Genomic DNA, 19807 nt, shown 5'->3' on the forward strand with positions numbered 1-19807 from the left:
TTTAAGCTTGGCGGGTCGGGTGCGAGTCATGTCTCCGGGTACTGTAAAGTTATCGCACTACGGACAGCGCCCGCAATGGCATAGAGCGCGGCTTTGATAGCTCCTGGGATGGTCATGGGCGTGCTCCCGGCCCCGGACCGTCGAGAACAGGTTCATCGGACGGCGGTTGAGGTGAAACAGTGGTTGTCGTGGTGACCGGCATTGACGGATCGACAGGCGCAGTTGTTGTCGTCTGCTGATAATATTGTTGCGGCTGCGGTTCGTAGGGCATGCCGGAACGGGTGGCGAGAATAGCGGTGATGTCCTGCGCCGTGGCAAAGCCGGTGTAGAAGAAGAAGCAGGACAGGATGATATTCTTCTGAATGGCGTCGTAGGCCTCGCCTGAAGGCGTGGTACCGGCGATGAAATCGAGGTCGCAGGTGTAACCCGCGCTCAACTTCTGTTTGCCAGCCTCGATGTCGCTGATCGCGCGCTCATCGCTGACCATCAGCGGAACACGGATGAAGATGCCCTCGCCCGTCACCTCGTCTCCGGTTTGCCCGACTGCATAGTCTTTCCAATTCTTGGAATTGACATGCGCGTCAGGATGGTCATTCGTTACGGGACGGTGTGCGGCGCTCCGCAAGGTTTCATCGCTGAACACTTCGGATCCGGGACGATGGACACGAACCTGAGCCATATCCGGCTTGCCGACTTCCGATCCGAGATAGTTCTGGATACCCGTGTGTGCGATCCGAGCGTCAGCAACAAGGTAGCCGTCATCGCGCCGGCGCGTTCCCGCGACGGTTACAGCGTCTGTGAATTGCATGGACGAAGCCCTATCTATGGAGTCTATGAAAACGCAGTGGGAGGATTAAAATGGAAGCCAGAACTGCGACTCCCCAAGATCTCAGCCACGTTTTCGATCATCTCGCCGACCGATTGAGCCGAGAGTATGCGACCGCTGGCGAAACCGAAAACAAAGCGAAAGAAAATCTGCTGATGGACCTTCGCGAAGGACGCGGGCACGCGTTGATGGATGGAAACGAGACCTTAGCGGTCATAACTTGGCATGACGAAGGCGGCATCGCTAACACGTCATTTGCAGCCAATGAAGAATTCTTCACTGCGAAGACTGTCCGTTTCTGCAAACGTCACATCAAAAAAATCCAGCAGCTTTGCGGCAACATCCCCATCCGGTCTGTGAGCCGGAGTGACCGCCCTGACGTTGATCGCTGGTTTGCTTTGATCGGTTTTGAAAAGGTCGAGCAGCATGAAAATAGCGCTACGTTCGAGTTGCCTGTCAGCAGAGCTTAGTTGTTTTCCGTTGGTGTCGTCGCAGCGATGATCTCAGCCTCACTCGGATCTTGTTCGGACAGCTTGCCGTACTCGTCGATAAATCCGTCCAGCCCGGGCAAGCTGCCATCTTCAGTGAAGGTATTCACGAGGGCGTCTGACAAGGCCTCGCGCGTGATGATCTCCTGTCCGGCCGTTGAGCCGATCAGCGCGGGCAGCATCCGCCTTAGTCTTGAAGATAGCGGACAAGTTAAGCAGCCTCCCTTTGGTACGAAGGACGCCGCGAAGGAGTTCGCCAAACAGGAAGAAAGACGCCTGGTATTGTCAGGATATAGCCTCAGCCAACATGGAACCGCATAAATCAGATCACGGCATAGTGTTTTGCATACGTGTTAGTGGCATTGGTCGCCTCGATGCTCACAGCTTGGAAATGGTCCATTGGATTACCGGCCGCAGAGGCGGCCATTGATTTGATATTTGTGGTTCGGTGTTAGAATTGGGCGTCAAACCGACAGTGAGGCCAAAATGATCAATCCCAAATCGCAAGTTCGTCTCTTCGTTCCAGACGAAATACTGACTACCAACGTCCTGCTGTTTGACGGCATCCAAAAGGCATATGCCGCGGTCCACGAGCACAACATCATCAAAGTCGAAATTGACGGCCATGGCACGATGACCCGCGACGAGTTTATCGCCTATTGCGTCGAGCATGAACTGGACAAATAGCCTCTGCACTATGCGGAACAATCCGCCCGCGCTAGTCGCGATATTCGCACTATTAGCGGCACTGGCCTTTTTATCGCGGGACGAACCTACGCAGGACCAACCCGGACAAACTCAGCCGCTGGATCAATCCGGCGCTGAAGGCAATTGATTATACTGCTGGACGATCTTCGCCGGGTTCTGTTGGCTTTAAGCAGCCCTCCCAGAGGGAAGGTCAAGCACGAGCGCATCGAGAGACGCTTACTAATTCACCAGCCTGCATAGCAGCTATGCAATAACCCGCATTGAGTTTGGCCCGCATCGAGCCTAGTTCAACAACAGCCGGAGCGGTCCTCCTCCCATTTTTCCGCTTCGGCTGTTCCCCTCTGGAGGTTTTTAACCTTCACAATTAGGCCGGGCTTTTTAGTCCGGCTCTTTTTTTGCCTGTCGTTATGGCAATGTTTCCCATATGTTACGGACGGGCAGCCAGTCGTTACAACTGCAACCCGATTCTCCGTTTCCCATACCGGAGCTATATTGAAGGTGATGTCGCGAGAATGAGAATTACGCGGTGCCCGCTACTTTCTTTTGCGCTCGCGCCATGAGTGTCCAGCCGAGACCGATCGACTCTTTAAATTCATCAAGTCTTTTGCCGACGAGCGCGCGGATCGGACGATTAAACGTCCGGGAGTTCAGAATTCGCATGAAGCCCCGGTTGGCCTTTGGCGTGACGGAAAAGACCTCCATCACGTTAAAGTTTTTGGAGAGAAGCGCTGTCAGTTGGCGGCTATCGACGTATTTGCGCAACTGCCCGGCGCCAGCGGGATCGACACGGTTATATTTTTCAATGACCGGTTTGTTTTGGGTGGCGAGCATCAATGTGCCGCCGTTGCGCAAGTGATCTGCAAGCTTTGCAATAAACGCCGGTTGATCGGCCACGTGCGACAATACTTCGAGAGTAACGAGCACATCAAATTTCTGATCGAATTCCAGCTCCATAAAGTCACCGGATACAAATTTCACATGGGGCATACGCTGTTGCGCTCTAGCGAGGACTTCGTCGGAAAGGTCGGTAGCAGTGACTTGCCCGTAGCGGGAAAGGTCGCCGCAAAACCAGCCTGCCCCGCAGCCCACCTCCAAAATCTGGAGATCTGTTCTATTTTCCGCTGCCAGCCAGCCGAGCACGACTTCAGCCTGCCGGAACGAAACCTCATCCAGATGAATCTCCCGTGTAGATGAATTCCACTGATTCCAGAATTGCTGCTGCTGCGACATGGGAACAATCATTTCTTCCCCTCCGTCTGAAAGCGCGCGATCGCATTCAGCCTTGTGGGGATGAGAGCGATCGTCAATTCGACTTTTCGGCGATAAGGGTCAGCTAAAAGGCGTGGATGTACCCGTTTTGTCTATCAAAGATCAAACGCCGCCTGCCCTTCATCAATCGCAGTGATTACGCTGGCGGCAAGGGCGCGGGTGATCTTCGATTTCTTTTCGAGCGCTGCGCGGTCCAGCCGCTCGACGATGCGGTTGGCCGTAGAGAGCGAACGCTCTATATGGCTGACGAGAAAGTTGATGACATTGGGATCGATGGCAATCTGCCGGTCGGCGAAGAGCTTGTAGAGAACGCCCGACAACAGCATGTCGTCCGGCTCGCCGATTTCCACCGTCGTGGCTGCCTTGAGGCGCGAGGCGAGGTCCGGCAGGGTCACCGGCCAATTTGCGGGCCATTTGCGCGAGGTCATCAGCAGACTGGAGCCACTCTGGCGTACGCTGTTGATCAGGTGAAACAGGCCGGGTTCGTCAATCAGACCTGAGCCAATGTCGTTGATAAGGAACGGGCCTTTCTCGCCCGATGCGGTGCCGATGTTGCGTGGATCGAGAACGATGGCGTCGGACTCCGCCTTCCACACCGCGGCGAGATGTGTCTTGCCCGAGCCTGTCGGACCGGCCAGCACCACGACGGGCGATATCCAACCGGGCCAGCGATCAACGATGTCCACCGCCGCCATATTCGACGCGGACACGATCAAATCGTCGCGGGCATAGCCCGGTTCGTGGCCGAGATCGAGCGGCAGTTGGCGTGGTGTATTGGCATCGGTCATGGAGCGATGAAATACAGCCAGCGACGCGGCACTGTCATCTGATTTCTTTGGTCTTCTCGCTTTTGCGATACTCGCCTGTGTAGAGCGGGGATTGCTGATAGCGATGGATGACGAAGCGCACGAGAACGCCCACGGCGGCAGCAGTCGGTACGGCGATGAGCATGCCTGTGAAACCCAACAGCGAGCCGAAGGCGAACAGCGCGAACATCAGCCAGACGGGGTGCAGGCCAACGGACGATCCGACGAGTTTCGGCTGAAGGATATTGCCCTCGATGAACTGGCCGATGCCGAATGCAATGGCGACATAGAGAACATTGAAATAGTCCGGCCAGAACTGCACCAGCGCCACACCAAGCGCCAAAAGCAGGCCGACCAGCGAGCCCACATAGGGAATGAAGCTGATCAGACCGGCGAAGAGACCAATCAACAGGCCGAAATTCAGCCCGGTGACCGTGAGGCCCACCGCATAGATGATACCGAGGAGAAGGCACACTGTGCCCTGCCCACGGACGAAACCGGCAATAGCTTTGTTCATGTCACGCGCGATGGCGCGAACGGTATAGACGTGTTCCCGCGGAACGAGATTGTCGATCTTGGCAACCATGCGATCCCAGTCGAGCAGCATATAGAAAGCGACCACAGGCGTGACGACGAAGAGCGCCAGCACATCGATCAGCGTCTTACCTGAACTCCAGATCGACTGCAGCAGGGTGGTGAGGAAGCCTGCGCCTTGCTGGAGGAGCGAATCCAGACTGTTGCGGATGACTGACGCATCGACGCCGATGAAATCCTTCAACCATTGTGAATCGCGATTGGCGATGAGTTCCTGCAGGCGCGATACATAGCTCGGCAAGCGCACGATGAAATCGCTCATTTGCGATGCAAGCACCGGCACAAGAATGATCAGCAGGAGCGCAAAAGTGACGACAAACAGGACGAGGATGACGATCGTCGCCAGCAGCCGGGACAAACCGAGGCGTTGGAGATGGTCCGCCACGGGATCAAGAAAATATGCGAGGACGAGGCCTGCGACAAAAGGCAGGAGGATCGACGAGAAAATGTAGAGAAACAGCGCGAGGAACAGCATGGCGCCCGTCCAGAACACGGCTTGCCGGCGCACGCTGGTCGCAAGCGTGTTGACCTGGACATCGACATGAATGTCCCGATCCGGGATCTCGACCGGAACAGGGTCCGTCTTGGTCGTCTTGCTAATGCTCTTGCGTCCGGTGCTGCTCATATCCTGCCATGTGTTTTGTCCACGCCACGAGATAGGCAGTCGCGGAAGCTGCGGTCAAGAGGCAACCCACTCGTTCTTATCCCGATTCTAAGTGGAGTGAATGAATGGCTTGCTCAAGTGCGATCAACCGGCAAAATGTCGATAAGTGGCGTTTTATCGCCCCTTGGGCTATCCAGACCTTGCAGCAGCGCGAGAGTCGTGCCATTTCGCGGGCAACAATCCGGAGCAGAACATGAATACCAAGAACGAGCCCGCCAAAGGTGGCAAGAATGGCCTTACCTACGCGCAGGCAGGCGTCGATATCGATGCCGGCAATCTGCTTGTCGAAAAGATCAAGCCGATCGTGCGTTCGACCCGCCGTCCGGGCGCCGATGGCGAGATTGGTGGTTTTGGCGGGCTGTTCGACCTGAAGGCTGCGGGTTTTACCGATCCCGTGCTGGTCGCGGCCAATGACGGCGTTGGAACCAAGCTCAAGATCGCCATCGACGCGGGCGTACATGACACCGTCGGTATCGATCTCGTCGCCATGTGCGTCAACGACCTCGTCGTGCAGGGCGCCGAGCCGCTGTTCTTCCTCGACTATTTCGCCACCGGCAAGCTCGATCCCGACCAGGGCGCGGCTATCGTCAGCGGCATTGCCGAAGGCTGCCTGCAGGCCGGCTGCGCGCTGATCGGCGGCGAGACGGCGGAAATGCCGGGCATGTACCGCGATGGCGATTATGATCTTGCCGGATTTGCCGTGGGTGCTGCCGAGCGCAATCAGTTGCTACCGTCCGGTGACATTGCCGAGGGCGATGTCATTCTCGGCCTCGCCTCCTCCGGTGTTCACTCCAATGGCTTTTCGCTGGTAAGACGCATCGTCGAACTTTCCGGTCTTGGCTGGGATGCCGACGCACCGTTCAAGACCGGCACAACGCTTGGACAGGCTTTGCTGACGCCGACGCGTATCTATGTAAAGCCGCTGCTTGCTGCCATCCGCGCAACCAATGCGATCAAGGCACTGGCGCATATTACCGGCGGCGGGTTTCCGGATAATATTCCCCGCGTGCTGCCGAAGACGCTGACGGCAAGCATCGATCTTTCGGCCATCGAAGTCCCGCCGGTATTTTCGTGGCTGGCAAAGACCGGCGGCGTCGAGCGCGATGAAATGCTGCGGACCTTCAATTGCGGTATTGGCATGATCGCCGTTGTCGCGCCCGAGAATGTCGATGCAGTGCTCGCGGCTCTGAAAGCACAGGGCGAAGAGGCTGTACGCCTCGGCAAGATGGTTGCACGAGCTGATACAGGTGTCGTCTATCAGGGCACGCTGGCGCTGTGAGCACGCCAAAGAAACGTGTCGCTATCCTGATATCCGGGCGCGGCTCCAACATGAGTGCGCTGATCGAAGCTGCAAAAGCGGCCGGCTATCCGGCAGAGATCGTTGCTGTCATCGCCAACAAGGCAGATGCCGCCGGGCTGGAAACAGCACGGGCGCAAGGCATTCCAGCGCTTGCGATACCGCATCGCGACTATGCTTCAAAACGCGAGCATGAAAAGGCTGTTTCCGAAGCGCTGCACGCGGCGAAGGCCGATATCGTCTGCCTCGCAGGCTACATGCGGATCATCTCACCGGAGTTCGTAAGCGAGTGGGAAGGAAGGATGCTCAATATCCACCCTTCGCTGTTGCCGCTGTTCAAAGGCTTGCATACGCATGAACAGGTGTTGGAAGCCGGGATGCGCGTGCATGGCTGTACCGTGCACTTCGTCACTGCAGGCACGGATGAAGGCCCGATCATCGCCCAAACTTCTGTACCTGTGAAGACGGGCGATATGCCCGAAACACTGGCCGAAAGGGTGCTGTCAGTGGAGCATGAGACCTATGCCCGGGCGCTCGCGCTCGTTGCCAGCGGCAAAGCCGTGATGAAGGACGGGCGGACGGTTTTTACCGACTAGAACGCCGGAGCCAGCCTCACCCAGACCTTGTTGTCATGGAAGGCGGCGCCGCCATTGGGTGCCGGGGAATCGGCGCCGGTCAGGACATTGATCCCCTCGCCCCGCTCGAAGGCCGAGTTGGCGAAGATGCCTTCGGAGATCACCACACCGCGTTTGGTCACGGCCTGAACGCGTGCATGAACCACGACTTCACCGCGATCATTGCCAATTTCGACGCGCGCGCCGTCTTCGATACCGAGTTCGGCCGCATCTTCCGGATGGATCAGCAATTCCGGCCGCCGCTCCTTGGCAACCGAGGTCGGTGTTTCGGCGAAGGTGGAATTCAGGAAATTATGCGCAGGCGACGTCGCCAGCCGGAACGGATGCTTCTCATCGGCAACCTCGATTGCCTGCCAGTAGTCTGGCCATTGCGGCAATGCTTCGAACGGACCTTGCAGGCCCATCGATTGCGGCGGGCGGTTCGGCGACGGCCCGTTGGTCCAATCCGGCTTGAAGCGGAACTTGCCATCCGGCCAGCTGAAGCCTTTTTCATAATGCGCTGTTTCGAAATCCGGCTGGATATCGAGCCAGCGGGTCTCCTTCAGCACGTCGAAGCCGGGCAGATTGCTGGCTGCCATCATGTTGTCGATCAGTGTCTTCGCGTCGAGGTCGAAACCGGGGAAATCACCCACACCGAGGCGTTTCGCCAATTCATTGACGACAAAGAGGTTCGGACGGGTCTCGCCGGGACCATCGATCAGCTTCGGACCGAGCACGATATGCTGCTGGCCGCCGCCGCGATAGATGTCGTCATGCTCCATGAACATGGTGGCCGGCAGAACGACGTCGGCGAGCTTGGCCGTATCGGTCATGAACTGCTCATGCACGGCCATGAACAGATCATCGCGCAACATGCCCTGTTTCACCAGACGCTGTTCCGGCGCGACGTTGGCGGGATTGGTATTCTGCACCAACATGGCCATGACTGGCGGGCCGCCATAGAGCGCAGCCGGATCTCCGGTAAGCGCCGGCCCGATTTTGCATTGGTCGATGTGGCGGACAGACGGGTCGGCAAACGCGCGACCTTCGATCTCACGCTTGTCCATGCGGAAAATGCCGGAATTGGAGTGGAACCCGCCGCCGCCCTCATATTTCCAGGCACCAGTTACGGCAGGGATCGACAGCGCCGCGTGCATGTTGACCGCGCCGTTGCGCTGGCGGGCAAAACCATAGCCCAGGCGGAAGAATGTCCGTTTGGTCGTGCCGACGAGCCGGGCAAATTCCTCGATCTCAGTGATGGTGAGGCCGGTAATCGCGGCCGCCCATTCCGGGGTGCGGTCCTTCAGGTGCTGCTCGAGACCTTTCGGATCGTCGGTATAGGTGTTGAGATAGTCCCAATCGGCAAGCCCATCGCGGAAGAGCACATGCATGACCGCGCAGGCGAAGGCGCCATCGGTGCCGGGCTTGAGGACCAGCCCCAGATCTGCCTGCCGGACGGTGGCGGTCTCATAAATGTCGATGGCGACGATCTTGGCTCCGCGCTCCTTGCGGGCGCGGACGGCGTGGGTCATGACATTGACCTGCGTCGCTGCCGCATTCGTGCCCCAGATCACGACACAATCCGACTTTGCCATTTCGCGCGGGTCGACGCCGCCGAGCTTGCCGGTTCCGGCGAAGAAGCCGGTCCAGGCCAAGTTCGTGCAAATGCTGTCGAATTGGTTGGAATATTTCTTCGCGTGGCGCAGGCGATGAATCGAATCGCGCTGCACGAGCCCCATCGTTCCAGCATAGTAATACGGCCAGACGCTCTCGGAGCCATACTCGGCTTCGGCCTTGAGGAACCGTTCCGCGATCAGATCGAGCGCAGCGTCCCAGCTCGCTTCTTTCCACACGCCCTCACCCTTGGCACCACCACGAATGACGGGCTTCAGCAGTCGTTCAGGATGATGAATGCGCTCGGCATAGCGGGCTACCTTGGCGCAGATGACGCCAGCGGTGTAGCTATTCTCCTTGGCACCACGTACACGGCCGATATGGCCCGTATCGAGCACCTCGATGTCAAGGGCGCAAGTGGAAGGGCAATCGTGGGGACAGGCGGAATGGCCCGTGCGGAGCAGGACAGGTTTGTTCATCGTCTATCCATAGCGCAAATTCGGACAGTCACAAATGCTGCTTTTTGTCTTGGTGACAAGCTTGACGCGCGCGCCCCTGCCTGATAGTTAAGTAGTTACTTTAGTATTTGGAATTGGAGGAATGAGATGTCGCTCAAGCTGTATTTTCACCCGCTATCGTCCTACTGCATGAAGGTTCTGACGGCGCTTTATGAAAAGGACCTGCCCTTCGAAGCAATCATCGTCAATTTTGGGGATGCGACGGAAAATGCACGCTTCATCGAGATGTGGCCGATCAGAAAGTTCCCACTGCTACGCGATGAGGCGCGCAACAGGCTTATTCCAGAATCGACTCCAATTATCGAGTATCTGGAAATGTACTATCCCGGAAAGGCACAGCTCTTGCCAACCGACCCCGAGATGGCGTACGAAGCGCGGTGGTTTGATCGTTTTTTCGATCTGCACGTCCACACCCATATGCAGAAGATCGTCGGCGACAAGCTCCGTCCGGAAGACAAGAAGGATCCTTTCGGGGTGGAAGAGGCCACGACAAAGCTGCGGACCGCTTATGCCGTATTGGAAAACAGGCTGAAGGACAGTGTCTGGGCGGCTGGAGATCAATATACTTTGGCCGATTGCTCCGCCTCGCCCGCATTGTTCTATGCCAATCTGACTGTGCCGCTCGGTTCCGAACATCGGAACGTCTCGGGCTATCTGGACAGGCTGATGAACCGGCCATCCTTCGCAAGAGCCGTGGAAGAGGCGCAGCCTTATTTTCACATGCGGCCGGAATAGGGCCTTTTATGCCTAAATAGAAACAGTTCTGTTTCGCGGATGGAGGGCATCGGCCTCGCCAAACCCCTCGACCTTGTCCACGAATTCCCTCCGGCAGAACGATTCTATTTAGGCATGAAAGGCTCTAGTTCAAGCGAGCAGGTGCTGCACCCTTTCGATCGCCCAATGATAGAAACTGCCGGGCTCGGCGGGTAAATTGGTCGGCTTCTTCTTGTGAATGTGGAACCCGATGAAGTCCTTGTGGCGTGTTGGCTCCAGACCATATTTCGGATCGAATATGCGAAGCGCATCGCGGCCCGTCCAATAGTAGAAGCTCTCTTTCGGGGCAGCGTCCCTGAAGAAGCCATGCCGGCGCGCCAGGCGCGAGATGCCGTCATTGCCGAAGACGGTATGCCCGATCATCGCCGTCGCGACTTCTTCTCCTTTAAGACGAATTAAGGCGGGCTTGATCACCCGCCGGTGGAAACCTAGCCAGTTCGGAAGGATCTCGGTTCCGTTGATATAGGCTTCGAAATCGCGAATGATCGGATTGTCTGGCGGAAGGTAAAGCGCTGAAACGCCGAGCCGGGCGAAGTTTTCCCGCGCAAGGTATGGCTCAGATGGTGACGGGTCGAATGGTTTCAGCAGATACACATCGGTATCAAGCCACGCTCCCCGACCGTGTTTCATCAGCATGATCCGGAACAGGTCGCTGAATTGCAGGACGGTAACGCCGGGCCTTTTTGCCGGAAAATCCTTGTTTATCCGGGCGAAGGTGTGATGGGGGAGGATTTGTTCGGCATCGTGAAGTTCGATGCCAACCGGGACGTTATCAACCTTGCTGTATGAAAACAGCTTTACGCGATGCCCGGCCAGCACCATTGATGCCAGACAGATCTGGTCCACGAAACGCAGGGACGGGCCGTACCAGAAGGTGCAAATATCCAAGATCTATCCACGAATGAAATAGGCCCGAGCAAAAACTCGTAAGCGCAGATAGGGCACACATCCAATGTTTGCCAGTACATGACAAAAATTTAAGCCAGGCGCATCACCGCCGCACCAGTCGCGATCAGCGCCACGGCCGCCAGACGCTTCAGCCCGACACTTTCCTTGAGAATGAACGCCGAAATAGCCACGGCAAACAGGATAGACGTCTCGCGCAGCGCCGCGACCGCAGCGACCGGCGCCATGGTCATGGCCCAAAGCGCAAGTCCGTAGGATCCAAGCGTGCCAACGCCGCCGATTGTTGCGAGGCGCGTCCGCTTGAGGAAATGCGGCCATAGCTCACCCGGGCGCATGATCATAGTCCAGATGAGCAACGGAAGGGCATTCAGGACGAAGACCCACATCGTATAGGAAGCAGGCGCGCCGGAATGACGAACGCCGATGCCATCGATGAGGGTGTAAGAAGCGATGATGACCGCGTTAATCAGGGCAAGGATGGTTGTAGCGCGATTTGAACCGGCAAGTCTTCGCGACTCCAGTGCAAGCGCGAGGACGCCGCCGCAGATCAGCGCGATTCCAGCCCATTTCTGTAGCGAAAGCACTTCGCCGATGAGGGGCCCGCTGGCGATGGCGACGATCAATGGCGCGGTGCCGCGCATGATCGGATAGGCTTGGCTCATGTCCCCGCTGCGATAGGCGGCGGCGACCAGTGCAAGATAGATAACCTGTGCGACACCGGAAGCAGCGAGGAAAGGCCAGCTTTCGCGTGCTGGCGGCGACAGGAACGGCAGGCATATGGCAGCAATGATGCCCGCTGACGTGACCACGACAACCGTGTTGAGGAACTTGTTACCCTCGGATTTGACGACGGCATTCCAGCTTGCATGCATGAGTGCTGCAAACAGCACAATGAGGACGACGGTTCCGGACATTATTGCTCACCCGCAGCACGCCAGCGATACGAGTGTGCTCGCTGCGCTGTATGACAGATTTGCGAAAGATGGCAAATTCGATAACCTCAACTTTAACATCAGGGAAAGTGACGAAGTACCGGGCCGCTTGCGACCAGGCCCGCATCATGAGAGAAGCGGACCATGAACTACCGTCACGCCTATCATGCCGGCAATTTCGCCGATGTGGTCAAACACATCATCCTGACGCGAATTGTGCTTTATCTCCAACGCAAGGAGCAAGCGTTCCGCGTCATCGATACCCATGCGGGTATCGGCCGGTACGATCTCCAGGGTGTCGAAGCAGGCAAGACTGGCGAGTGGCAGAACGGCGTCGGACGGCTGCTCGACGCCAAGGTCGATGCCAAGGTTGCGGAACTGATCCAGCCCTATCTCGATATTGTACGAGCCGAAAATGCCGATGGCGAGATGCGTCACTATCCGGGATCTCCGTTGATCGTGCGGCATCTACTGCGCCGCCAAGACCGGCTTTCCGCGCTGGAATTGCATCCGGAAGATGCTGAGCTGCTGGCGGGAATATTCGAAGGCGATATTCAGGTTCGTGTAACGAAGCTGGACGGCTGGCTGGCGCTCGGAGCACATCTACCGCCGAAGGAAAAACGCGGGCTTGTTCTGGTCGATCCGCCCTTCGAAGTGGCGGGCGAATTCGACAGGGTCGTCGATGGGCTGGTACGGGCGCACAAGCGCTTTTCGGGCGGAACCTTCGCTTTTTGGTATCCTGCGAAGGACCCGCAGGAAGTGCGGCGTTTCGTGACCGCGCTGCACGATACGGGCATTCCCAAGATATTGCGGACCGAACTCATGATTCGCGCACCCTCGCCGGAACCGCGGCTGGATGGCACCGGCATGATCATCGTCAACCCGCCTTATACGCTTGATGATGAACTGCGCACCATGCTGCCAGCGTTGTCGAAAATCCTCAGTGAAGGACAGAATGCAGGTTTCACGCTCGAATGGATACGTGGTGAGCAAGTTGGCGCTTGACCGAAGGCAACGGCTGGTTGAGATTGCGACCAACGAGATTTCACGGAGAGTGATCCTATGACACGCGTATCATCGTTTCTTGCTGCAGGCTTCGCCGTTGGCGTGGCGCTGACATCGGCTGCCGCACCAGCAAGGGCTGCAGACTATATCGAAGGCGGCCCCGGTTACGACGATACATGCGGGCAGGCACACGTCCTCAATCGCATCGTCAACAGGTTTTCCTATCAGGTTCACCACGTACCCAATCTGCCTCAGGTAGCCATCCAGGACTTCAGCGATGTGCGCTTGACTCACTTTGAGCCTAGCCGTGATCCGGAAATGAATGCCGTGGCGCGCCATTATTGCCGCGCGACAGCACATCTCTCGGACGGAGTTCAACGTCCGGTTTGGTATCTGGTCGAAGAAGGCCAAGGTTTTGTCGGCATCGGCAATAACGTCGAATTCTGCGTTGCCGGATTTGATCGCTGGCATGTTTATAACGGCAACTGCCGCACCCTCTACTAATCAAAGCTAGAGCATGCCGATCGGCAGGCTGGCTCGCTATGCGCTGTTTGCGGCTCTGATCGGCATTTCAATTCTTTCCTATCTGCGCGAAGAGAACGCGCCGGTAAAGAACGTTCCGATCGAACGTTCTTCGGATGCGCCGGTGGAACGGCAGGCCGGGGGGCCCTCGTCACTACCGTCCGGCACAGGCTTCGACTACTATGTCCTCGCTCTTTCCTGGTCACCCAGCTATTGCGCGGTGGAAGGTCCGAACGCCAATCAGCAACAATGTTCGTCCGGCCGGCCTTATGGCTTCGTCGTGCATGGGCTCTGGCCGCAATATGAACGGGGCTATCCGCAGGATTGCGATACATCACAGCCGCGGAACGTTCCCTTTGCCCAAGCCAAACAATTGTCCGATATCATGCCATCGCCCGGACTCGTCACCTATGAGTGGCGCAAGCATGGCTCGTGCACTGGCCTGACGCAGCAGGACTATTTCTCGGTGATGCGCCAAGCGGTGAAGCGCGTTGCGATTCCGTCCGCATATCGCCAGCCGACGCCGCGCGCTCCCGTCAATCCACAGGTGCTAGAACAGGCTTTCGTTTCCGCCAATCCGGGCCTCGCAAAAGAGGGCATCGCCGTTACCTGTGACAGCGATTATCTGCGCGAAGTACGCGTTTGCCTGACGAAGGATCTGAACTTCCGCTCCTGCCCCGAAGTCGAACGTTCGTCGTGCCGCCGGCGCTCAGTGGAAATGCCGGGCGTGCAATAATATTGCGAAAATGCCGCGCTTTGCGAAAACCAATGGCAGGTTTACGGTTTGGCACCGAATCGCAATCAATGGGAGCCCCACGTGACGAAAATTCTTTATTCCCCCGCCTCACCCTACAGTACCAAGGTCCGCATGGCGGCGCTTTATGCGGGGGTTCCTGTCGAGAACGTGCTGGTGGACAGCAATGCCGAACCGACTGAATTGATCGGCGCCAATCCGTTAGGCAAGATACCAACGCTCATCCTCGACGACGGCAAGGCTATCTTCGACAGCCGCGTCATTACGCAATATCTGAACCGCATGTCGGGCAACAAAATTTTCCCGCGCAATGCAGAAAAACGTCTCGAAGCCGAACAGCTCGAATCGATTGCCGACGGGTTGTGCGATGTCCTGCTGGCGCACGTCTACGAGCGCCGCTTCCATCCGGAGGAAAAGATCCATCAGCCGTGGCTGGATCGCCAGTGGGGCAAGGCGATCCGCGTGCTCGACCATCTCAACGCTGCACCGCCGCGCCTTGGCAAAAAAATCCATGGCGGGCATATCGCGCTTGCCGCCGCCCTCGCCTATGCGAGCCTGCGCTTCGAAGGCAAATGGGAAAAGGGCCGCTCGAAGCTAAAGCGCTGGCAGAAACGTTTCGAGGAGCTGCATCCGGAGCTGGCGGCCCTGCTGCCGAAGTAGAACAAAAAAAAGAGCCGGGCAGTTTCCTGTCCGGCTCTTTTGAAACATGCCCGTCTTAGAACTTGTAACCAACGCCGACACGAATCTCGTTCGTTGTCAGCTTGCTGGAAACGTCGTCAAGACCGCCGAGGTCGAAGTCTTTCTTGCCGTAATCGCTGTAGCGATATTCGACGCGGCCTACGATGTTCTGCGTGAACTTGGCTTCGGCACCTGCACCAACCGTCCAGCCAATGCGGGTGTTGGAGTCGCTGCCCGTATCGGCAGACAGCTTGCTGTTCGTCACTGCAAGACCGCCTGTGCCATACAACAGAACCGGATCAAGTGCGATACCGGCGCGGGCACGAACCGAGCCTTCGACACCCTGCTTGGCCTTGATGCCGTTGCGGGTCTCATCACCGCCGTTGTAGCCGAGGTCGGCTTCACCACCATAGACGAACTGGCCATTCTGGAAGTTGTAACCACCATAGGCGCCGCCCTGGAAGCCGTCGGCGTTGATGTTGCCTGCATCGTTGGTCTTGTGCTTGTTCCAGCCGTAACCGCCATAAGCGCCGAGGTAAGCGCCGGACCAATCAGCCGCAGCTGGTGCTTCGATAGGAGCTGGTGCTGGTGGCTGTTCCTGGATGGCGTCGGCGGCGAATACCGGGGCGGAGAGCGTGAGCACAGCCGCCGAAGCGAGGATCGTTGTTTTAAGAGTGCGCATGGCAATCTCCTTTTTTAAACTCTTTTACACGGAGCGGGCACTGGTCGGGGGAAAAACCAAGAATTGCGTCCGCTTGACGAGGCAGACATTCGTCCCGCATTGTGGCGGCACTTGCTCCGGACTGTGAAAAGAAACTGTCGAGAAAATGGCGGAAATGCGATGTGTTTTTTATGCAACAGCGCGAATTTCCCAATGATTTCAATGGTCTCAAAATAGGCTGGTAAAATAGACACCAATCGATATTTGAGAAAAATTTAATCGACAGTCTCTCAATATTGCAGCGCAATATAATACACCTAATGGATGCTTAAGATTTGCGTTCGTCTTGGATTGCAAGAGGATTTTGTGGCGCTATACGGACTCCAACCGTCCTGGCCCAGCCGGACTTCGATGATCGACTGCATCTGTTCATTACTGACACTCGACCGGCCTTTCACTCTCGCGCTTTCAAGCCGCGATCCCTATATTCGTGACTGAATCGCCGCATGAAGGAGCCACAACTTGAAGACTGATCAGCCCGTTGTTCTTGTAACCGGTGGCGCAAAGCGGATCGGCAAGGCGATTGTCCAGGATCTGGCTGCACATGGCTTTGCGGTAGCAATTCATTGCAATCGTTCGCGCGATGATGGCGAAGAGCTTTTAACGGACATCTATGCGGCGGGTGGCACGGCCTGTGTCGTGCAGGCCGATCTTGCCGACAGCAATGCAGTGCGCCGCCTTGTTCGCGACGCACAGGATCAACTTGGGCCGGTACAATTGCTGGTCAACAACGCGTCGATTTTTCAGGAGGACGGCATCGGCAATCTGGCGGATGACACCATCTGGGACAGGCATTTCGCCGTCCACGTCAAGGCACCCGTGCTCCTGGCGGATGCAATGGCAGCGGCGCTGCCGGCAGGTAAGGATGGTCTGGTTGTCAATATGATCGATCAGCGTGTTTGGAAACTCATGCCGAAATTCATCTCCTATACGTTGTCAAAATCAGCGCTGTGGACCGCAACGCAGACGCTCGCCCAAGCTCTCGCACCGCGGATCCGCGTCAACGGCATTGCTCCGGGACCGGCCATGCCGAGTGACAGGCAGAGCAGAGAAGACTTCGAACGCCAGGTGAGCACGCTCCTGTTGAAACATGGGCCTGATCTGTCAGAATTCGGCCGTACAATCCGCTATTTGTGGGAAACACGCTCCATTACGGGGCAAATGATCGCTCTCGATGGCGGGCAGCATCTGGCGTGGGAGACGCCGGATGTATCAGGAATTGATGAATGAGCGACCCTGCTAATCAAACCAGTCCGAAACAGCTTCTTTCCGGCGATGTGAAAGAAGACGATATCGATTTGCCCGTCGATGAGGACCTGGATGAGCCCATCGAGGAAAGCAACGAACCTGTGCGTGACGTTGCGGCGCTGATCAGCGCAATCGAGTGGGATTCAACGATTGTCAGCGATGGAACCAGCGGCGCTGACGTGATCGCTGCGCTGGTCAAGCGCCTGCCGAACAAGCCGGGCGTCTATCGCATGTTCAACGAAGCCGGTGATGTGCTCTACGTCGGCAAGGCGCACAGCTTGAAGAAGCGCGTTTCCAATTACGCGCGCGGTCAGGGCCACAATAATCGCATCGCGCGGATGATTCGCGAGACCATGAAAATGGAGTTCGTCGTCACCCGCACGGAGACGGAAGCGCTGCTGCTGGAAGCGAATCTGATCAAGCGCTTGCGGCCGCGTTTTAATGTGTTGATGCGGGACGACAAATCGTTCCCGTACATCCTTCTCACAGCACCCAAGCAGACCGATCGCCGGCTGGCGCCTGGTATTTTCAAGCATCGCGGTGCGCGCTCGAGCAAGGGCGATTATTTCGGTCCGTTCGCATCGGCGGGTGCAGTCGGGCGCACGATCAATGCGCTTCAGCGCGCATTCCTTCTGCGCACCTGCACGGATTCGTTCTACGAAAACCGCACGCGCCCTTGCCTGCTCTACCAGATCAAGCGCTGCTCCGGTCCGTGCACCGGCGAGATCAGCGAAGCGGACTACGACGAACTGGTCAGTGAAACCAAGGCGTTTCTTTCAGGCAAAAGCCAGGCGGTGAAGACGCATTTGTCGGATGCGATGCGCGAGGCTTCAGCGGATCTGGATTTTGAGCGGGCTGCCGTTTATCGCGACCGCCTGTCGGCGCTGTCGCACGTGCAGGCACATTCCGGCATCAATCCACAATCGGTGGAGGAAGCCGATGTCTTCGCCATCTATCAGGATGGTGGCGTGACCTGCATCCAGGTGTTTTTCTTTCGAACCGGCCAGAACTGGGGCAACCGCGCCTATTATCCCAAGGCGGATTCGTCGCTCTCAGGTGCCGAAGTTCTCGGCGCATTCCTGTCGCAGTTCTATGATGACAAGCCTTGCCCGGCGTTGATCATGCTTTCCGAAACGGTCGAAGACCAGGAATTGCTTGGCGTTGCACTGACGGCGAAATCGGATCGCAAAGTCACGATCACAGTTCCGCAGCGCGGCGAGAAACGCGATCTGGTCGAGCATGCACTCAGCAATGCGCGTGAAGCCCTTGGTCGCCAGTTGGCGGAGACGTCATCGCAATCGCGCCTGCTCAAGGGCGTGGCCGAGACCTTCGGGCTGGAGAAAACACCGCGTCGCATCGAGGTTTACGACAACTCCCATATCATGGGAACCAACGCCATCGGCGCGATGATCGTGGCCGGGCCGGAAGGTTTCGTCAAAAACCAGTATCGCAAGTTCAATATCCGCTCGACGGAGATCACGCCGGGCGACGATTTCGGCATGATGCGCGAAGTGATCGAACGGCGTTTCAGCCGACTGGTCAAAGAGCACGGTACACCGGAAACGAAGGATGCGCCGGCTGAGGATGTCGAGATCGATGAATTCGACGATGATTCCGATGCCTTCCCGGCTTGGCCCGACATAATCCTTATCGACGGTGGTCAAGGTCAGATGAGCGCGGTGCGCGGCATCCTGCAGGAGATGGGCATTGCCGACAAGGTCACCGCCATCGGCGTCGCCAAGGGCGTCGATCGCGATGCGGGGCGCGAACGGTTCTTCATGGAGGGCAGACAGTCCTTTACCCTGCCGCCGCGCGATCCGGTGCTGTATTTCCTGCAGCGCCTGCGCGACGAGGCACACCGCTTTGCCATCGGCACGCACCGGGCCAAGCGCAAGAAAGAAATGGTCAAGAATCCGCTGGATGAAATTGCGGGAATCGGTCCTTCTCGCAAGCGAGCCTTGCTGCATCAGTTTGGCACGGCCAAGGCAGTTTCGCGAGCGGCTGTCGAAGATTTGATGAAGGTCGACGGTATATCTGAAGCGATGGCGATTACAATTCGCGATCATTTCCGTACATAACGTTTTAACTCTTGAAATCGGGACATAAATGCGCCCGACTCCCCATTGATGAGCTTGACCTTTCGTGGACAAGTCCGTTTGATCGGCGCTACTGGCCGTGCGTCCAATTGAACGGACAAAGGACCCAGTAGCTTTTGTTTGGCGCATGATCCTTTCCAAAAATCAAAGACGATTTTTGGGGTCATGCGCTTTGATTGGTTGGAAATATGCCCAAAAACAACGCCTACTCTCTGCCGAATATTCTTACCTATGCCCGAATAATCGCCGTTCCGCTCGTGGTGGTGTGTTTCTTTCTGGAAGGACGGCTGCAATCCAGCGATGCGGCGCGCTGGGGCGCTCTGGCGATCTTCGCTATTGCCAGCATAACCGATTTCCTAGATGGCTATCTGGCGCGCATCTGGAAGCAGACCTCGACCATCGGTCGCATGCTCGATCCGATTGCCGACAAGCTGCTGGTTTCGGCCTGCCTGCTGCTGCTGGCAGCCGATGGAACGATCGCCGGTTGGTCGCTGTGGGCTGCCATTATCATCCTTTGCCGCGAAATCCTGGTGTCTGGCCTGCGTGAATACCTGGCAGAACTCAAGGTCAGCGTGCCGGTAAGCCAGCTTGCCAAATGGAAAACCACGATTCAGATGATTGCCATCGCATTTCTGCTGGCGGGACCTGCCGGCGACGAAATCGTGCCCGTTATCACCATCTTTGGTATTATTCTGTTGTGGATTGCCGCCCTGATTACGCTGTACACTGGTTGGGACTATTTCCGGGCCGGACTGAAACACGTGGTGGATTGA

At 57.1% G+C, this 19807-nt stretch carries 19 protein-coding genes and 2 pseudogenes; 12 read left to right on the plus strand and 9 right to left on the minus strand.

The features are described 5' to 3' along the window. Positions 1-349 precede the first annotated feature (349 nt). Positions 350-808 (minus strand): annotated as a pseudogene (locus ACSQ3H_RS18600) (DUF2213 domain-containing protein); the annotation flags it as partial. A 50-nt stretch (positions 809-858) separates the two neighbouring features. On the opposite strand from ACSQ3H_RS18600, the gene ACSQ3H_RS18605 reads away from it, so the two are divergent. Further along, positions 859-1296, plus strand: a complete 438-nt coding sequence (locus ACSQ3H_RS18605; protein ID WP_436118400.1) for a hypothetical protein — start codon at positions 859-861, stop codon at positions 1294-1296. On the opposite strand, the pseudogene ACSQ3H_RS18610 reads toward ACSQ3H_RS18605, so the two are convergent. Next, positions 1293-1515, minus strand: a pseudogene (locus ACSQ3H_RS18610) (DUF1073 domain-containing protein); the annotation flags it as partial. The gene ACSQ3H_RS18605 and the pseudogene ACSQ3H_RS18610 overlap by 4 nt on opposite strands. 285 nt (positions 1516-1800) lie before the next feature. Here ACSQ3H_RS18610 and ACSQ3H_RS18615 point away from each other — a divergent pair. Next, positions 1801-2001, plus strand: coding sequence for a hypothetical protein (locus tag ACSQ3H_RS18615; protein WP_436118401.1), 201 nt, complete (start codon positions 1801-1803; stop codon positions 1999-2001). A 540-nt stretch (positions 2002-2541) separates the two neighbouring features. On the opposite strand, the gene ACSQ3H_RS18620 is transcribed toward ACSQ3H_RS18615, so the two are convergent. The 3 genes from ACSQ3H_RS18620 to ACSQ3H_RS18630 all read right to left on the minus strand — a co-directional run bounded on the left by ACSQ3H_RS18620 (position 2542) and on the right by ACSQ3H_RS18630 (position 5316). Then, positions 2542-3264 (minus strand): class I SAM-dependent methyltransferase, encoded by a 723-nt coding sequence (locus ACSQ3H_RS18620; protein ID WP_436118402.1) that lies wholly within the window; start codon positions 3262-3264, stop codon positions 2542-2544. 122 nt (positions 3265-3386) lie between these two features. After that, on the minus strand, positions 3387-4079 hold the full coding sequence (gene hdaA / locus ACSQ3H_RS18625; RefSeq protein ID WP_436118403.1) for a DnaA regulatory inactivator HdaA: 693 nt from the start codon (positions 4077-4079) through the stop codon (positions 3387-3389). 34 nt (positions 4080-4113) lie between these two features. Further along, positions 4114-5316, minus strand: a complete 1203-nt coding sequence (locus ACSQ3H_RS18630) for an AI-2E family transporter (protein ID WP_436118404.1) — start codon at positions 5314-5316, stop codon at positions 4114-4116. A gap of 232 nt (positions 5317-5548) precedes the next feature. Here ACSQ3H_RS18630 and purM point away from each other — a divergent pair, with 232 nt between their 5' ends. Then, the gene (gene purM, locus ACSQ3H_RS18635) at positions 5549-6634 is read left to right on the plus strand and encodes a phosphoribosylformylglycinamidine cyclo-ligase (RefSeq protein WP_436118405.1); all 1086 of its coding nucleotides are present in this window, start codon (positions 5549-5551) and stop codon (positions 6632-6634) included. Further along, the gene (gene purN / locus ACSQ3H_RS18640; RefSeq protein ID WP_436118406.1) at positions 6631-7248 is read left to right on the plus strand and encodes a phosphoribosylglycinamide formyltransferase; all 618 of its coding nucleotides are present in this window, start codon (positions 6631-6633) and stop codon (positions 7246-7248) included. The genes purM and purN overlap by 4 nt, the downstream gene beginning before the upstream one ends. Here the strand turns inward: purN and ACSQ3H_RS18645 are convergent. Next, positions 7245-9359, minus strand: coding sequence for a molybdopterin oxidoreductase family protein (locus ACSQ3H_RS18645; protein WP_436118407.1), 2115 nt, complete (start codon positions 9357-9359; stop codon positions 7245-7247). The two genes, purN and ACSQ3H_RS18645, sit on opposite strands and share 4 nt — an antisense overlap. A 126-nt stretch (positions 9360-9485) precedes the next feature. On the opposite strand from ACSQ3H_RS18645, the gene ACSQ3H_RS18650 reads away from it, so the two are divergent. Continuing rightward, positions 9486-10133 (plus strand): glutathione S-transferase family protein, encoded by a 648-nt coding sequence (locus ACSQ3H_RS18650; RefSeq protein ID WP_436118408.1) that lies wholly within the window; start codon positions 9486-9488, stop codon positions 10131-10133. A 129-nt stretch (positions 10134-10262) separates the two neighbouring features. On the opposite strand, the gene ACSQ3H_RS18655 is transcribed toward ACSQ3H_RS18650, so the two are convergent. Both ACSQ3H_RS18655 and ACSQ3H_RS18660 read right to left on the minus strand, forming a co-directional pair. After that, on the minus strand, positions 10263-11060 hold the full coding sequence (locus tag ACSQ3H_RS18655) for a hypothetical protein (protein ID WP_436118409.1): 798 nt from the start codon (positions 11058-11060) through the stop codon (positions 10263-10265). An 89-nt stretch (positions 11061-11149) separates the two neighbouring features. Further along, positions 11150-11992: an EamA family transporter gene (locus tag ACSQ3H_RS18660; protein ID WP_436118410.1), complete on the minus strand. Its 843-nt coding sequence runs from the start codon at positions 11990-11992 to the stop codon at positions 11150-11152. 162 nt (positions 11993-12154) lie between these two features. Here ACSQ3H_RS18660 and ACSQ3H_RS18665 point away from each other — a divergent pair, with 162 nt between their 5' ends. The 4 genes from ACSQ3H_RS18665 (at position 12155) to ACSQ3H_RS18680 (ending at position 14951) form a co-directional block, all read left to right on the plus strand. Further along, positions 12155-13015: a 23S rRNA (adenine(2030)-N(6))-methyltransferase RlmJ gene (locus ACSQ3H_RS18665; protein WP_436118411.1), complete on the plus strand. Its 861-nt coding sequence runs from the start codon at positions 12155-12157 to the stop codon at positions 13013-13015. A gap of 57 nt (positions 13016-13072) precedes the next feature. Beyond that, positions 13073-13519, plus strand: a complete 447-nt coding sequence (locus ACSQ3H_RS18670; RefSeq protein ID WP_436118412.1) for a hypothetical protein — start codon at positions 13073-13075, stop codon at positions 13517-13519. Between the two features lie 13 nt (positions 13520-13532). Beyond that, positions 13533-14273 carry a ribonuclease T2 family protein gene (locus ACSQ3H_RS18675; protein WP_436118413.1) on the plus strand — a complete coding sequence of 247 codons (741 nt, stop codon included), beginning with the start codon at positions 13533-13535 and terminating at the stop codon, positions 14271-14273. A gap of 81 nt (positions 14274-14354) precedes the next feature. Next, positions 14355-14951, plus strand: coding sequence for a glutathione S-transferase (locus ACSQ3H_RS18680; RefSeq protein ID WP_436118414.1), 597 nt, complete (start codon positions 14355-14357; stop codon positions 14949-14951). Positions 14952-15006: 55 nt separating this feature from the next. Here the strand turns inward: ACSQ3H_RS18680 and ACSQ3H_RS18685 are convergent, their stop codons facing one another. Continuing rightward, entirely contained in the window at positions 15007-15651 is a 645-nt protein-coding gene (locus ACSQ3H_RS18685; RefSeq protein WP_436118415.1) for an outer membrane protein, read from the minus strand. Positions 15652-16152: 501 nt separating this feature from the next. On the opposite strand from ACSQ3H_RS18685, the gene ACSQ3H_RS18690 reads away from it, so the two are divergent. From ACSQ3H_RS18690 to pgsA, 3 genes are all read left to right on the plus strand, one after another. Beyond that, positions 16153-16920 (plus strand): SDR family oxidoreductase, encoded by a 768-nt coding sequence (locus ACSQ3H_RS18690; RefSeq protein WP_436118416.1) that lies wholly within the window; start codon positions 16153-16155, stop codon positions 16918-16920. Continuing rightward, the gene (gene uvrC, locus ACSQ3H_RS18695; RefSeq protein WP_436118417.1) at positions 16917-19016 is read left to right on the plus strand and encodes an excinuclease ABC subunit UvrC; all 2100 of its coding nucleotides are present in this window, start codon (positions 16917-16919) and stop codon (positions 19014-19016) included. The genes ACSQ3H_RS18690 and uvrC overlap by 4 nt, the downstream gene beginning before the upstream one ends. Before the next feature lie 206 nt (positions 19017-19222). Next, positions 19223-19807, plus strand: coding sequence for a CDP-diacylglycerol--glycerol-3-phosphate 3-phosphatidyltransferase (gene pgsA / locus ACSQ3H_RS18700; RefSeq protein WP_436118418.1), 585 nt, complete (start codon positions 19223-19225; stop codon positions 19805-19807).

It is taken from the genome of Phyllobacterium sp. LjRoot231, assembly GCF_964253365.1.
In the GTDB taxonomy this organism is placed as follows: domain Bacteria; phylum Pseudomonadota; class Alphaproteobacteria; order Rhizobiales; family Rhizobiaceae; genus Phyllobacterium.